Annotated in this window: 11 protein-coding genes; all 11 read right to left on the reverse strand. The window is 57.1% G+C overall.

Annotated elements, in window-relative coordinates; translation table 11 throughout:
* Nucleotides 1-147: 147 nt before the first annotated feature.
* Nucleotides 148-1044, reverse strand: coding sequence for a GalU regulator GalF (gene galF, locus ACVCAM_RS06955; RefSeq protein ID WP_032652665.1), 897 nt, complete (start codon nucleotides 1042-1044; stop codon nucleotides 148-150).
* A 176-nt stretch (nucleotides 1045-1220) separates the two neighbouring features.
* On the reverse strand, nucleotides 1221-2612 hold the full coding sequence (gene wcaM, locus ACVCAM_RS06960; protein ID WP_063618615.1) for a colanic acid biosynthesis protein WcaM: 1392 nt from the start codon (nucleotides 2610-2612) through the stop codon (nucleotides 1221-1223).
* 12 nt (nucleotides 2613-2624) lie between these two features.
* Nucleotides 2625-3845, reverse strand: a complete 1221-nt coding sequence (gene wcaL / locus ACVCAM_RS06965; RefSeq protein WP_407223504.1) for a colanic acid biosynthesis glycosyltransferase WcaL — start codon at nucleotides 3843-3845, stop codon at nucleotides 2625-2627.
* The gene (gene wcaK / locus ACVCAM_RS06970) at nucleotides 3842-5122 is read right to left on the reverse strand and encodes a colanic acid biosynthesis pyruvyl transferase WcaK (RefSeq protein WP_021241452.1); all 1281 of its coding nucleotides are present in this window, start codon (nucleotides 5120-5122) and stop codon (nucleotides 3842-3844) included. The genes wcaL and wcaK overlap by 4 nt, the downstream gene beginning before the upstream one ends.
* A 17-nt stretch (nucleotides 5123-5139) precedes the next feature.
* Nucleotides 5140-6618: a colanic acid undecaprenyl disphosphate flippase WzxC gene (wzxC, locus tag ACVCAM_RS06975; protein WP_025913264.1), complete on the reverse strand. Its 1479-nt coding sequence runs from the start codon at nucleotides 6616-6618 to the stop codon at nucleotides 5140-5142.
* Nucleotide 6619: 1 nt separating this feature from the next.
* A complete protein-coding gene (gene wcaJ, locus ACVCAM_RS06980; protein WP_008499429.1) occupies nucleotides 6620-8014 on the reverse strand; it encodes an undecaprenyl-phosphate glucose phosphotransferase in 1395 nt (464 codons plus the stop codon).
* 46 nt (nucleotides 8015-8060) lie between these two features.
* Nucleotides 8061-9431, reverse strand: a complete 1371-nt coding sequence (cpsG, locus tag ACVCAM_RS06985; RefSeq protein WP_447093557.1) for a colanic acid biosynthesis phosphomannomutase CpsG — start codon at nucleotides 9429-9431, stop codon at nucleotides 8061-8063.
* Between the two features lie 110 nt (nucleotides 9432-9541).
* Nucleotides 9542-10978, reverse strand: coding sequence for a mannose-1-phosphate guanyltransferase (gene cpsB / locus ACVCAM_RS06990; RefSeq protein ID WP_025913261.1), 1437 nt, complete (start codon nucleotides 10976-10978; stop codon nucleotides 9542-9544).
* Between the two features lie 3 nt (nucleotides 10979-10981).
* A complete protein-coding gene (gene wcaI, locus ACVCAM_RS06995) occupies nucleotides 10982-12205 on the reverse strand; it encodes a colanic acid biosynthesis fucosyltransferase WcaI (protein ID WP_032652672.1) in 1224 nt (407 codons plus the stop codon).
* The gene (locus ACVCAM_RS07000) at nucleotides 12202-12681 is read right to left on the reverse strand and encodes a GDP-mannose mannosyl hydrolase (protein WP_025913257.1); all 480 of its coding nucleotides are present in this window, start codon (nucleotides 12679-12681) and stop codon (nucleotides 12202-12204) included. Before ACVCAM_RS07000 ends, wcaI begins: the two co-directional genes overlap by 4 nt.
* Before the next feature lie 2 nt (nucleotides 12682-12683).
* On the reverse strand, nucleotides 12684-13649 hold the full coding sequence (fcl, locus tag ACVCAM_RS07005; RefSeq protein ID WP_013097874.1) for a GDP-L-fucose synthase: 966 nt from the start codon (nucleotides 13647-13649) through the stop codon (nucleotides 12684-12686).
* Nucleotide 13650: the final 1 nt, after the last annotated feature.

A 13650-nucleotide genomic window follows, 5' to 3' on the forward strand; every position in this document is an offset into this window, starting at 1 on the left:
ACAAATCGTTACAAAGCGGTCCAGAGTTAATGCAGATAACTCTATGTAATCATTTAGTTTATAACAAAAAAACGGCAGTCATCATTTTGGTTAGAAATCAACACACCAAAATAATGACTGCCGTTTGTTCAGATCGAGACTAAAATATCAGTCGTTCGCCAGCAATTTCTCAATCCTGTTTCTGAACTTCGCCCCTTCCTTCAGGTTGCGCAGCCCATAGTTTACGAACGCCTGCATATAACCCATTTTCTTACCGCAGTCATAGCTCTCGCCGGTCATGAGCATCGCGTCAACAGACTGCTTCTTCGCCAGCTCGGCAATCGCATCGGTGAGCTGGATACGATCCCAGGCGCCTGGCTCGGTTTTTTCCAGTTCCGCCCAGATATCGGCATTCAGAACATAACGACCCACTGCCATCAGGTCCGAATCCAGCGTCTGCGGCTGATCCGGTTTTTCGATGAACTCAACGATGCGGCTCACCTGCCCTTCCGTTTCCAGCGCTTCTTTGGTCTGAATTACGGAGTACTCGGAGAGATCGCCTTTCATGCGCTTCGCCAGCACCTGGCTACGGCCCGTTTCGTTGAAACGTGCGACCATTGCCGCCAGGTTGTAACGCAGCGGATCGGCAGACGCGTTATCAATGATGATATCCGGCAGCACAACGATGAAGGGATTGTCACCCACAACCGGACGGGCACAGAGGATCGAGTGCCCCAGACCCAGCGGCTGCGCCTGACGCACGTTCATGATGGTCACGCCCGGCGGACAAATAGACTGCACTTCCGCCAGCAGCTGACGCTTAACGCGCTGCTCAAGCAACGCTTCGAGTTCGTAAGAGGTGTCGAAGTGGTTTTCTACCGCATTCTTGGACGAGTGCGTAACCAGGACGATTTCTTTGATCCCTGCAGCAACAATTTCGTCGACAATGTACTGAATCATTGGCTTATCGACGATCGGCAGCATCTCTTTAGGAATGGCTTTTGTGGCGGGCAGCATATGCATGCCCAGGCCTGCTACCGGAATGACTGCTTTCAAATTAATCATTATTTCTTCCACCTTAAAATGGTTGACGAATTATAGCTCTTAAACCTGTTTTCGCCAGCATGATTTGCCGTAATCCTGGAGCAATGTTACGCCTTAGCATCACATATTTCTGTAGTTGTAATCTGATTCGATCGCGCTTATATGCCAGGAATCGTCTTAAAACAGATTATTGTCTATTATCTGTGCGGCAGCGCAAAGTTCAGTCTTTCCACATTCACCACCTGCTGGTCGACCCGGTCAATATCCACCGAGCTTTGCCCCTTCTCGTTCACAGCTTTGATGTTCGCCAGCGAAAGCAGCGTCTCGTCTTTCGCCATAAATTTACCTCGTACATCTTTGCGCAGATCGAAGTTGATCTTCAGGGCAGGACCCACGGCGGCTTCCTGCATCACATTGATATTACGTAAGAAAAGATGCTGCGGCTTGTTGTGCAGTTCCAGCGTTGCGCGCTGCATTTCCACATTGGTAATCGCCACAAACGACGTCGCATTACCGGATGAAATCTGTATTCCGCGCAATTTATAGGCGAGCTGGCGGTTATCGAGATGAATATTATTGAGCTTGAAGTTCTGCGGGATGGACAAATAATCGCCTTTTATGACCCCATAGCCGATTAACATTCCCGCGCTGTTGACCATGTCGACATTATCAATAATGAAATTATCACAGCCATAAATCGCCACCGTGGCGTTGTCTATTCCCGCCTTTTTACTGAAGTCTGGGGTGATATTTTTGGCCTTAATATTGCGGATAATAAAGTGTTTTCCGTTTTCCACGTGCACCAGCTGGCGACAGTTGCTGCCGGTGATGTTGGCCACCACGAAGTTCTTAACGGTTTGCTTTTCCGGGTAGTCGTTGTCGTAGGTGCTCCCGGCAAGGCCAATGCCGATGCCCCAGTTGATCTTGCCGTTAGTGCAGTTGATGCTGTCGATGACATGGTCGGAGATCAGGATATTGCGATCGTTGATGGCAACGTTCCATTCGATCGCATCGCCCTGCAGATGGCTAAATTTGCTGTTGGTGATGCGGGCGCCGTCCACCTGGTTATGGAACCCCTGGCGCAGGATGGCGTAGTTGGCCTGACTCACGCTGATGTTATCAATCACCAGATTGCGCATCACGCTCGGTTTCTTACCGCCGATGTAGATTTGCGTCACAGGGCCAAAACCGCTCATGGCCAGCCCTTTGATGACGCAGTTGGAGCCGCGAACGTCGAGCGTAATGTTCTCCGTGCGGCCAGCGCCTTCGCCTACCACTTTGCTGCCTTCCTGCAGAACAAAGCGGCCGCGGCCATTGCCGGTTAACGCCCCGCGAATCAGCAGCGTTTTACCGTCGGGAATGAAAATACCCGTGTTGATGTTTTCACAGGTCAGCCCGGCAGGGACAACGACCGTGTCCCCGTCATTAAACGCCTGCTTAAAGGCCGCGATCCAGTCGTTGTTATTGTACTGATTAACGGAGACCATTCTTCCGCTCGCCGCCCGCGCAATGCGGGACGACAGCAGCGGCGTAGCCGCCAGAACGGACAGAGACGAGACAAAGGTGCGTCGGGTAATCTTTTTCAGCATACATCCTCGGCGTTACAACGTTTGCAGCAGGCTGGCTAACTGACGGTTAATCACCTGCTGGTTAAAATCGGCTTCAACTTTTTGTCGGGCATTGTGGAGCACGGGCTCCAGCGCCTGCTGGTCGATATCGCTGAAGGCAGCTAACCGATCGGCGAGCGCCATGGCGTTATTCTCCGGCACCAGCCAGCCGGAATAGTCAGATTTAATCAGCTCCGGGATCCCGCTGTGAATGGTCGAGACCACCGGTATCCCGACGGCCATCGCCTCCATCAGCGCCACCGGAATGCCTTCCATATCGCCATCGGCTCCCGTTACGGAGGGCAGCAGGAACAGGTCCGCCTCATCGAGCATGGCCTTGACCTCGTGGCTCGGCTTGAAGCCCGGCATCTCTACAACATCTTCCAGCTGATACTGTTCGATAAGCGTGCGCAGACGACGCTCCCACGGCCCAATCCCGAGAATGCGGTAGTGGAAATCCACCCCGCGCGCTTTCAGCTGGCGGCAGGCTTCAATCGCCACATGCAGGCCTTTCTTCTCGGTCAGACGCGCGACGGAGATGATCTGCAGCGGCTTGCCCGGCACCTTCACCGGACGGCGGGTAAAGCGCGTTAAATCCACGCCCATGCGCGACACGGCAATTTTCTCTCCCGGGCAGCCCATGCTTTTCAGGCGTCCGGCCCACAGTTCGCTGATGGGCAGCATCATGTCGCCGCGGCGGAAAAGCTGCTGGTACTCCGGCGTATAATGGTTCAGCACTTCACGGCTGGAGATGTCGATACCGTGGAAAATGGTCGCAATTTTACCGTCAATCACGCCCAGTTCGCGTAACTTCGCGGCGGTCACGCCTGCCGGGCCAAAGTGGGCGATAAACACGTCAGCACGATACGGCTGCGCCGTTTGCCCGCAGATGGCCGAGAGAATTAAATTGCGTGATTCCGACCCATAGCGGGAAACATTCAACGCCCGCCACGTCGACGCGCGATGGATCCCACGTAAGGTCTGGCTGGCGCGGTGGCGCAGCTTGCTCAGCTTCCCGGACGGCTCGTCCTGCAGCCAGCGGGTTTTTGCCTCCAGCCCATACTGGGTATACGCCGCATGGGTGTTTTGGGTATCGCCCTTTTGCAGGGCGATAATCTCCACGTCATATCCCATATCGATAAACGCGGTGATTTGATTCAGAACAAAGGTCTCAGACGACAGCGGAAATTTCAGTAAGAAGAAACCAACCTTCATTTCCCCTCCCGTACGCGATCGAGTACCGATTTCACCATCCCAATGCCCTTCTCGCGCTCGGCTTTCACCGCCACCGCCAGACGTTCATTGATCGCAGGCAGCTGGCCGAGCGTGTCGCCCACCATCGCACCCAGCGACCCATCCAGCAGATGACGAATATCAACGGCCATTTCCGGCATACCGAGCTGCTGCATAATGCCCGCGGACTTGTGCTCGTAGTTAATAGCGATGGCTGGCGTGCCAAAGTTCATGGAGATAATGGCCGAGTGCAGGCGCGTGCCCACCGTCAGGTCGCAGGCGGAGAGCAGCTTGCCCATTTCCAGGTCGTTCAGCTCGTCCATCACCACGTGATAGCGGGACGGATCGTTCACCAGGTTGCGCAGGTTCAACGCCACCATGCGGTCATCTTTGTTGTAGCTGTCGATGCCGGTACAGGTGGACAGCGCCAGCACCTGATAACCGCTGTCCAGCACGCGGTTCACCACGTCGGCGAATGCTTGCTCATACGCCGCCTGCGTCGTGCCTAAACGTTTATCAAATGGCGCCAGCTCGCGCAGGGTGATCGCGACGGTTTTCTGTTTCGCCGTAACGTCGAGCCAGTGCTGCACCGCGTAGCTCGGCTGGAAGCTGTCGTCCTGGTGATCCACCAGCCAGGCGGTGTCCACGCCGTGCTCAACTTTTGACGTATCAATCTCGCTGCGCTTCATCATGTCAAGGCTGACCGACTCGCGTAGGATCAAGGCATCGCAGTGGCCAAACACATAGTTCGCCAGCTGGTTAAACTGCGGATCCTGGAAAGGCCCCACGCTGTGGCCAATCATAAACAGCGGCTTTTTCGCCATGAACGTACAAAGCGCATGCTCAAACTGCGGCACGCCGTAGAGATCGACGAAGAACGACCCGCCGACCTGAATAATGGCGTCATAGCCGGACAGCAGACGAACAAAGTCGGTAAAGCCCTGCGCGATGGCGATGTTGCGCAGCTTGCCGGTATCGGTCACGCGGGAAAGCAGCACCTGATGCTGGTAGCGACGACGCAGCACTTTTTTCACGCGGCCCATCACGCCCGCGGCGTTGTTATGCTGTTTCATCTGGCTGTAGAGCGGATCGCCCATTACCGGGCGGTTCAGTAACCAGGATGAGCTGACAGGATAACGGCTCATCACGTCCACTTCGGTCTCAGGCTTAAGGGTGTTAATTGCATCCAGTAAACCGCGCAGGATGGCGCTGTCGCCACGGTTGCCGCAGGTATGGTTGCCAAGAATTAATAATTTCATAATGGCCTCTTAAATAACTAGCCTGCGCGAAGCAGCGTTTTCATTTTTTCGTTACGGCAAAACTGGCGCTTCATCTCAACGACCAGCGCATTGCGCGACAGCACGATCATCACGCCAAATGCCAGCGCCCCCGCGGCAACCTGCACCGCCAGCAGCGCGGCCAGCGGCAGATGCCCGCTGAGGATAATGCCCAGGCCGTAGCTCACCGCCAGGGTCGGCAATGAGAGATAGAACGGCAGCCACAGGCTCAGGATGTACTGACGGTAGCTTGAGCCCAGCACCGGTTTAATCATGATGAAGTAGCTCAGAACGGTATTGACGATCTGCACCAGCAGGAAGCCCAGCGTGACGCCAATAGCGCCCGCCATGTGCCCGCCGACGATAATTGCCGGAATAAACAGGAAGGTTTTGAACACGTTGAACTTAAAGCTGATGTCCACGCGCGCTTTTGCCATCAGCAGGGACCCAATCGGGTTCCCCACGGAGCGCAACAGCCCTACCACGCACAGCAGCTGCAGGATCGGGATGATGCCGTTCCATTTCTCACCAAACACCAGCGGTACGAAGTTGCTGGACACCACCATCAGCCCCAGCAGCACCGGGAAGTTGATGATCCCCACTACCGAAAGCAGCTTGTAAAAGTTAATGCGCAGCTTTTCGGTGTCGTCCTGAATCTTGGCAAACGCCGGGAACAGCACGCGGGTGATTATTGGGTTCAGCTTCATCGGCGGCACCACCGCGACGTTGTAGGCCAGGTTGTAGCCCCCCGCCACGCTCGCGCCGAGAATACGTGCCAGCACCAGCGTCGAAAGGTTGGTGTTCACGTAGTTGATAATGCTGTCCGCCGTCAGCCACGCGCCAAAGCGCAGGTTGGACGAGACGGACGCAAGAGAGAAATGCAGTCCCGGGCGGTAAATTTTACGCCCAAAGTAGCCGAACAGCAGCGTGCGCACGGCAGAGTTCACCAGGTAACCGAGGATGGCGGTCATCGCCAGCGGCCAGAAATGGGCGCTCACGACGGTAAAGGTAAAGCCCGCCAGCACGGCGCTGGTCTCGATCATGCCGATCTTATTGAACTCCAGCTCTTTCTGCATCAGCGCGCGGAACTGTTGCCCGTGGGGGATCACCACGAATGCAAACGACAGCGTACGCATCAGCGGGGCGAGATCCGGGTTGTGCAGCACGCTGGCGATGGTATCGCTCAGCAGGAACACCAGCACAAACACGAAAATCCCCAGCCCCACGTTCAGCCAGTAGAGCGTGGTCAGCTCAAGATGGCTGATCTCTTTGCGCTGGATAATCGAGTTGGCGATACCAAAGTCAGACAGCGTATCGGCCAGCGCAATAATCACCAGCGAGACAGTCAACAGGCCGAACTGGTGATTATCGATAATGCGCGCCAGCACCGTCATCTGCACCAGGCCGAGGCCAATGATGACGATGGTCGCCATCGCTGACCACTTGGCGCCGCTGATGGTTTTTTCACGTAAGCTCATCTTAGTACGCCGCTTTGTTCACGAAACCTTTGAAAATGGTTAGAAAAACAATCTTGATATCGAACCAGAGGCTCCACTCGCGGATGTACTCCAGATCGAACTCGATGCGTTTTTCCATTTTTTCCAGCGTGTCGGTTTCGCCGCGCCAGCCGTTGATTTGCGCCCAGCCGGTGATGCCCGGCTTCACCTTATGTCGCAGCATGTAGCCTTCAATCAGCGAGCGGTACTGCTCGTTGTGCGCCACCGCGTGCGGACGCGGGCCAACAATCGACATCCCGCCGGTAAAGACGTTGATAAACTGCGGCAGCTCGTCCAGCGAGGTGCGGCGCAGGAAGTTCCCCACGCGGGTGACGCGCGGATCGTTCTGCGTGGCCTGGGTCACGACCTTGTCGTTCTCCATCACCTTCATGGAGCGGAATTTCCACACCATAATCGGCTTACCGTCCATGCCGTAGCGGGTCTGACGGAAGATAACCGGTCCTGGCGAGCTCAGCTTCACCGCGAGGGCAATGCAGCACAGCACCGGGGAGATGAGCAGCAAAATCAGCGAAGAGAGCACGATATCTTCCAGACGCTTCAGCACGCGGTTAATACCGGACAGCGGCGTGTCGTACAGCGGTACGACCGGCACCCCGTTCACCTCTTCAATACGGGAGTGAAGAATGTTGAAGGTAAACACGTCCGGGATCAGGATCACTGAACAGGTGGTATCCGCCAGCTCGCGCATCAGCTGCTTAATGCGGGATTCGTCTTTCATCTGCATGGCGATGTAGACGTTGTGAATTTTGCCGGCTTTGGCATCGTCAATCAGCTGATCGTAGTTGCCCGCCCAGTCGGCAGGCACGCCGCCAGGCTTTGCGTCGTGATAAATCCCGACCACTTCAAAGCCTAACCATGGCTCTTTGCGGAAGCTGTCGAGCAGCACTTTCCCAACCGGCAGATCGCCTGCCACCGCCACGAAGCGACGGTTATAGCCCCGGTTGCGCAGCCAACCCGCGCCAAAGCGGATCAGGGAACGGCACACCACCATGCCGACGCTGGTCAACAGATACCAGCTCAGATAGGTCACGAGGCGATTATCAAAATCATGGCTAAATGCCACCAGGCCTGCGCTGAAGATCAGGCTCAGGGTCCAGTTCTGCAGCAGCAGCATCAGTTCAGTGGTCATTTTGACGCCGCGCCACGAGCGGTAGAAATCGGTCATACCGCCGATCATTTGAAACACGACCAGCGCAATCAGGGCCATCAGCAGATGCATATATAAGAACGGCAGCCCGCTGATCCGACACACCGCCCACAATCCACCGACCATGATGGTGATATCAGAAAAACGCTGCACCATAGAGATTAACGATGCATTCGTTCTCGCTCGTTCGCGTTTTTTTAGATTCGTCATCGTTGTTCCTGTATTCGGTTCCCCCTCCCACCGGGAGGGGCAGTTATTACTGATTCAACAGCGCCAGAATGTCCTTCGTTCGGGCTTCCATGAGCGCGGTGTCAGCGCGGGACTCCACGTTCAGGCGCACCACCGGCTCGGTATTGGACGAGCGCAGGTTAAAGCGCCACTGCGGGAACGCCATGCTGATGCCGTCGGTACGGTCAATTTCCAGCGCGTGGATGGCAAAGTGCCGCTCCACGCGGGCAATCGCCTCGGCAGGCTGTGCCAGCTTGCTGTTGATCTCTCCGCTCGCCGGGAACGCCGCCATACGGTCGCGCACCAGCTCGCCCAGGGTTTTCCCCTTCAGGCACAGCAGTTCAGTCACCAGCAGCCACGGGATCATCCCGCTGTCGCAGTAGGCAAAGTCGCGGAAGTAGTGGTGGGCGCTCATCTCGCCGCCGTAGATGGCGTCTTCTTCGCGCATGCGCTCTTTGATGAAGGCGTGACCGGTTTTGGACATCACCGGCGTGCCGCCTGCGGCAGAAACCACGTCGACGGTGTTCCAGGAGAGGCGCGGGTCATGAATGATCTTCGCGCCAGGGTTTTTCTCGAGGAACGCTTCCGCCAGCAGGCCGACAATGTAGTAGCCCTCGATGAACTGCCCTTTCTCGTCGAACAGGAAGCAGCGGTCAAAATCGCCGTCAAAGGCGATACCCATGTCCGCGCCGTGTTCAATCACCGCGTTGCGGGTGTCGTCGCGGCACTCCGGCAGCAGCGGGTTAGGAATACCGTTCGGGAAGTTGCCGTCCGGGGTGTTGTGCACTTTGACGAAGGTCACCGGCACGTTCAGTGCTTTAAAGCGCGCTTCAAGGGCATCGACCACCGGGCCAGCCGCGCCGTTGCCGGAGTTAATCACCAGCTTCAGCGGCTTCAGGTTTGCCACGTTGATGTAGCCCAGCAGGTGGTCGATGTACTCTTTCTGCAGGTTGATTTTTTTGTAGCTGCCGCGCTTCGCCTCGTTCACCGGCGGGAAATCGTTGGCTTCCGCCAGACGCTGCACGTCGCGCAGGCCGGTGTCGCCGCTGATAGGACGGGCGCCCTTGCGCACCAGCTTCATGCCGTTGTAATCCATCGGATTGTGGCTGGCCGTCACTTCAATACCGCCGTCCACGCCCAGGTGGAAGGTGGCAAAGTAAATCTCTTCGGTTCCGGAAAGACCGATGTCCAGCACGTCCACGCCCGCGTCCTGCAGCCCTTTCGCCAGCGCCAGCTTGAGGGATTCACTGGTCAGACGCACGTCGCCGCCCAGCACGATGGTCTGCGGTTTTAAGTATTCGCCGTACGCGCGGCCAATGCGCCACGAAATGTCTTCATTCAGCTCTTCGCCCAGCTTGCCGCGAATATCGTAGGCTTTAAAACAGGTTAATTTATCCATGATGACCCCTTTTTCAGGCAACAGTCGGTCCTGACCACTAAATGGCCAAATTAATTTTTTGTCATTCGTAGGCCCGGTAAGCGCAGCGCCACCGGGCATGATGCAGAGAGCTACACTCGCCCGTAGCGGTCCTGGAAGCGCACGATATCGTCCTCTTCCAGATACGAGCCGGAGCGCACCTCAATTAAGTCGAGAGGAATTTTCCCCGGGTTCTCCAGACAGTGCGTCGCCCCCAGCGGAATATAGATGGACTCGTTTTCACCCAGCAGTTTCACTTCACCGTCGATGGTGACTTTGGCGGTACCCGCGACCACCACCCAGTGCTCGGCGCGGTGATGGTGCATCTGCACCGACAGCCCCTCGCCCGGCTTCACGGTGATGCGTTTCACCTGATAGCGGTCACCGGCGTCAATGGAGTCATATTTGCCCCACGGACGGTAGACTTCGCGATGAATGTGGTGCTCGTGGCGTCCGTCCGCCTTGATCTTCTCCACCACTTTTTTAACGTCCTGCACGGCGTTACGGTCGGCAATCAGCACGGCGTCTTTGGTCTGAACCACAACAAGATCTTTTACCCCAACCGTGGTGACCAGGCCGGACTCGGCGTAGACGTAGCTGTTTTCCGTCTTATGGCTAATGACATCACCGTGATGGACGTTACCCTCCGGGGTATGGGCGCTGATCTCCCACAGGGAAGACCAGGAGCCGACATCGCTCCAGCCCGCATCCATCGGCACCACGACGGCGTCAGCCGTGCGTTCCATTACCGCATAGTCAATGGACTCTTCCGGACAGGCGAGGAAGGCCTCTTCATCCACGCGGATGAAGTCAAGATCCGGATCCACCACCGCCATCGCTTTCTCGCAGGCGCTCAGAATATCCGGGCGATATTTGCGCAGCTCTTCCAGATAGCGTCCGGCGCGGAACAGGAACATCCCGCTGTTCCAGTAATATTCCCCGCTGGCGACATACGCCTGCGCGGTTTCCAGATTCGGTTTTTCAACGAACTGCGCCACGTCAAACGCCACGCTGTCGCCTTCACCCGGCATCACGTTGCCGCGACGAATGTAGCCGTAGCCGGTTTCCGGCAGATCCGGCACGATGCCGAAGGTCACCAGCTTGCCGCGCTCAGCGTAAGGAATGGCCGCACGCACCGCGTCGCGGAAGGCCTCTTCCTGCTGGATCACGTGGTCTGCCGCCAGCACCAGCATCAGCGGGTCACAGTCCGGGCTGCTGCGTTTTGCCGCCAGCGCCGCCAGGGCGATAGCCGGTGCGGTATTGCGTCCGGCAGGCTCCAGGATGATATTTTCTGTGAGTTTGTTCAGCTGGCGCAGCTGTTCGGCAACAATAAAGCGGTGCTGTTCGTTACAGATCACCACCGGGCTTTCACACTCCACGCCGTGGAGACGGTTTACCGTCGTCTGCAGCATGGTGAGATCCCCTTTCAGGCAGAGGAACTGTTTTGGATAGAGCACGCGGGACAGCGGCCACAACCGGCTACCAGAGCCACCAGCCATCACAACCGGATACAAAGTGGTTTGACTCATGATTTATCCCCGTATATCTGCAATAAATTGGCTCAGCACGTTCTCTTTCTCGAGCGTGCGTTCGGCATATTCACGTGCCACCGTGTTCACTTTTGGCATGGCAAGTGCCTGTTCAATGCCGGTGACCAGCGCCGGAACCGATTCCGGCTCTACGCACACCGCAATCCCCGGATAGCTGTCACACAGCTGGCCTAATTCAGTTTCGGCTTCGGCCGTAATCACCGCGTTACCGCCCACGGCCAGAATGTTGGTCAGCTTGGACGGCAGCACCGCGTCCGCCGCGCCGCGCTTTTGCACCACCAGATGGCAGTCGCCCATCTTCAGCAGCGCAGGCAATGCCTCGTAAGACTGAAGCGGGAAGAATTTCACGTTGGTCAGGCCGCGAACGCTTACCATTTTTTCCAGCCGCGCTTTTCCACCGCCCTGCCCGACAATCACAAACATCCATGGATGTTCGTTCAGCAGTTGAGCCGCCTCGATCACGCTCTCCAGCCCCTGCTTTTCGCCGATATTGCCTGAGTAAAGAATGATTTTTTGATCTTCAGGCAAACCGAGCTGCGCGCGCAGCGCCTGAGCGTCTTGCTCAGTCACGTCGCGAAAACGCGCCACTTCGGACCAGTTCGGGAAGAAGATCACCTTCTCCGCCGGGACACCTTTCTCCTGCGCTTTGTTCATCATGGAGCGCGAGATCGTTGAGACGTAGTCCACGTTGTGTAAGCCACTGCGCTCAAACGCGCTGGCGAGCTTCGCCACCTTGCCGCCTTTGCTTTTGCCTGCCATCCCCAGGCCCAGCATGGCGTCCACTTCATAATCCTGAATGTGCAGCAGGGTGCGCGCGCCGGAGAGTTTGCCCAGCAGGCGCATGCCCGGCGTGCAAAACAGCGTCGGCACCACGCCGATAATGCGATCCGGCTTCCAGCGGCGCTGCGCCATCAGCGGGAAGAAGCTGCTCAGGGCAAAGCTGCCGAGATGAATCAAGCGCTTCAGCGTCGAGGGCTGCTTAGGCACATACAGCGGGCAGCGCCAGACGGTCGCTGCACCCTCTTCGCGACGGTAGCGCCAGCTGGAGTAGCGCTCCCCTACTTTCCACTCCGGGTAGTACGGCGGCGCGGTAATGACCCGCACGTCATGTCCCTGGCTCGCCATCCACTCGACCATCTCGCCGGTGTATTTCCCGATACCGGTTAATTCCGGCGAGTAGTTGATTCCGTATACGAGGATCTTCATAAGCCCGGCACCCCGGACTGACGTTCAGCGAGGAAATAGGCACGGCTGTTGTCATGCACATTGTCGCTCGCCAGCAGCGCCTCTAGCGTCTGCCAGCGGTAGTCGTCATGCTGAGAATCAGGCAGACGCAGGTCTGCCTCACTCACCTTCAGGCGGAACCCCAGCACGATGTAGTGCGTGGAGAACCCGGTGCCCGAAAAGTTATCGTCATAGAAGTGCTGCCAGACCCCGTAAAACCGGCCCGCTGCCATCGGCAACTGCAGGCCCAGTTCCGCCAGAGTGAGACGCTCAAACGCATCGGTCAGCGTCTCATCCTTTTGCACGCGCCCGCCGGGCACGAACCAGAAGCCCTGTGCAGGACGGTTGGTTCGTTTCCCCAGCAAGAACTCGCCGCGTTCGTTCTCCACGATCAAATCAATTGAGATGAGCGGAGTGGAACGCACTACCGTGGCAAAATCTTCCTGACTTAAAAACATCGTTACCCCCGGAAGCGGTGCTGGTTTTCCAGGAACCACTGATAGGTGCTGGCCAGCCCCTGCTCCAGTGACACCTCGTGATACCAGCCCAGCTGATGCAGACGGGTCACGTCCAGCAGTTTGCGCGGCGTGCCGTCCGGTTTCGTGGCGTCAAACACCACGCGGCCTTTGTAGCCCACCACCTGCGCGATGGTCTGCGCCAGCTCGCGAATGGTGCAGTCCACGCCGGTGCCCACGTTGATGTGCGACAGCATCGGCTCGGTGTTCTCCTGCCACACCTCGCGATCCAGCTCCATCACGTGAATGCTGGCCGCAGCCATGTCGTCCACGTGCAGGAATTCGCGCATCGGCGTACCGCTGCCCCACACCACCACATCCGGCGCGTTCTCCGCGGTCGCCTCGTGGAAGCGGCGCAGCAGCGCCGGGATCACGTGCGAATTGCTCGGGTGGAAGTTGTCGTGCGGTCCGTACAGGTTGGTCGGCATTACCGAGCGATAGTCGCGGTTGTACTGACGGTTGTAGGACTCGCACAGCTTGATCCCGGCAATTTTGGCAATCGCGTACGGCTCGTTGGTGGCTTCAAGCGTGCCCTGCAGCAGCTCGCTTTCAGCGATCGGCTGTTTTGCCATTTTCGGGTAAATACAGGATGAGCCGAGGAACAGCAGCTTGTTCACGTTGTGCAGATGCGCCGCGTGAATGATGTTGCTCTCGATCATCATGTTCTCGTAGATGAAATCCGCCGGGTAGGTGTTGTTGGCAACAATGCCGCCCACCTTCGCCGCCGCCAGATACACCTGGTCAATACGTTCGTTCGCAAAGAAGTCCTGTACCGCACGGCTGTCGAGCAGGTTCAGCTCGTCGCGCGTGCGGACAACCACTTCGACGTCACCGCGCTGTTCGAGCTGGCGAACAATCGCGGAACCCACCATTCCGCGATGACCGGCGACAAAAATACGTTGTTTTGTCATT

The sequence above is a fragment of the Enterobacter sp. CFEC122 genome (assembly GCF_052983755.1).

What these genes read in the sequence shown, in the direction of transcription:
- galF (WP_032652665.1), bottom strand. Translation starts at nt 1,044, where the DNA reads ATGATTAATTTGAAAGCAGTCATTCCGGTAGCAGGCCTGGGCATGCAT.
- wcaM (WP_063618615.1), bottom strand. Translation starts at nt 2,612, where the DNA reads ATGCTGAAAAAGATTACCCGACGCACCTTTGTCTCGTCTCTGTCCGTT.
- wcaL (WP_407223504.1), bottom strand. Translation starts at nt 3,845, where the DNA reads ATGAAGGTTGGTTTCTTCTTACTGAAATTTCCGCTGTCGTCTGAGACC.
- wcaK (WP_021241452.1), bottom strand. Translation starts at nt 5,122, where the DNA reads ATGAAATTATTAATTCTTGGCAACCATACCTGCGGCAACCGTGGCGAC.
- wzxC (WP_025913264.1), bottom strand. Translation starts at nt 6,618, where the DNA reads ATGAGCTTACGTGAAAAAACCATCAGCGGCGCCAAGTGGTCAGCGATG.
- wcaJ (WP_008499429.1), bottom strand. Translation starts at nt 8,014, where the DNA reads ATGACGAATCTAAAAAAACGCGAACGAGCGAGAACGAATGCATCGTTA.
- cpsG (WP_447093557.1), bottom strand. Translation starts at nt 9,431, where the DNA reads ATGGATAAATTAACCTGTTTTAAAGCCTACGATATTCGCGGCAAGCTG.
- cpsB (WP_025913261.1), bottom strand. Translation starts at nt 10,978, where the DNA reads ATGAGTCAAACCACTTTGTATCCGGTTGTGATGGCTGGTGGCTCTGGT.
- wcaI (WP_032652672.1), bottom strand. Translation starts at nt 12,205, where the DNA reads ATGAAGATCCTCGTATACGGAATCAACTACTCGCCGGAATTAACCGGT.
- ACVCAM_RS07000 (WP_025913257.1), bottom strand. Translation starts at nt 12,681, where the DNA reads ATGTTTTTAAGTCAGGAAGATTTTGCCACGGTAGTGCGTTCCACTCCG.
- fcl (WP_013097874.1), bottom strand. Translation starts at nt 13,649, where the DNA reads ATGACAAAACAACGTATTTTTGTCGCCGGTCATCGCGGAATGGTGGGT.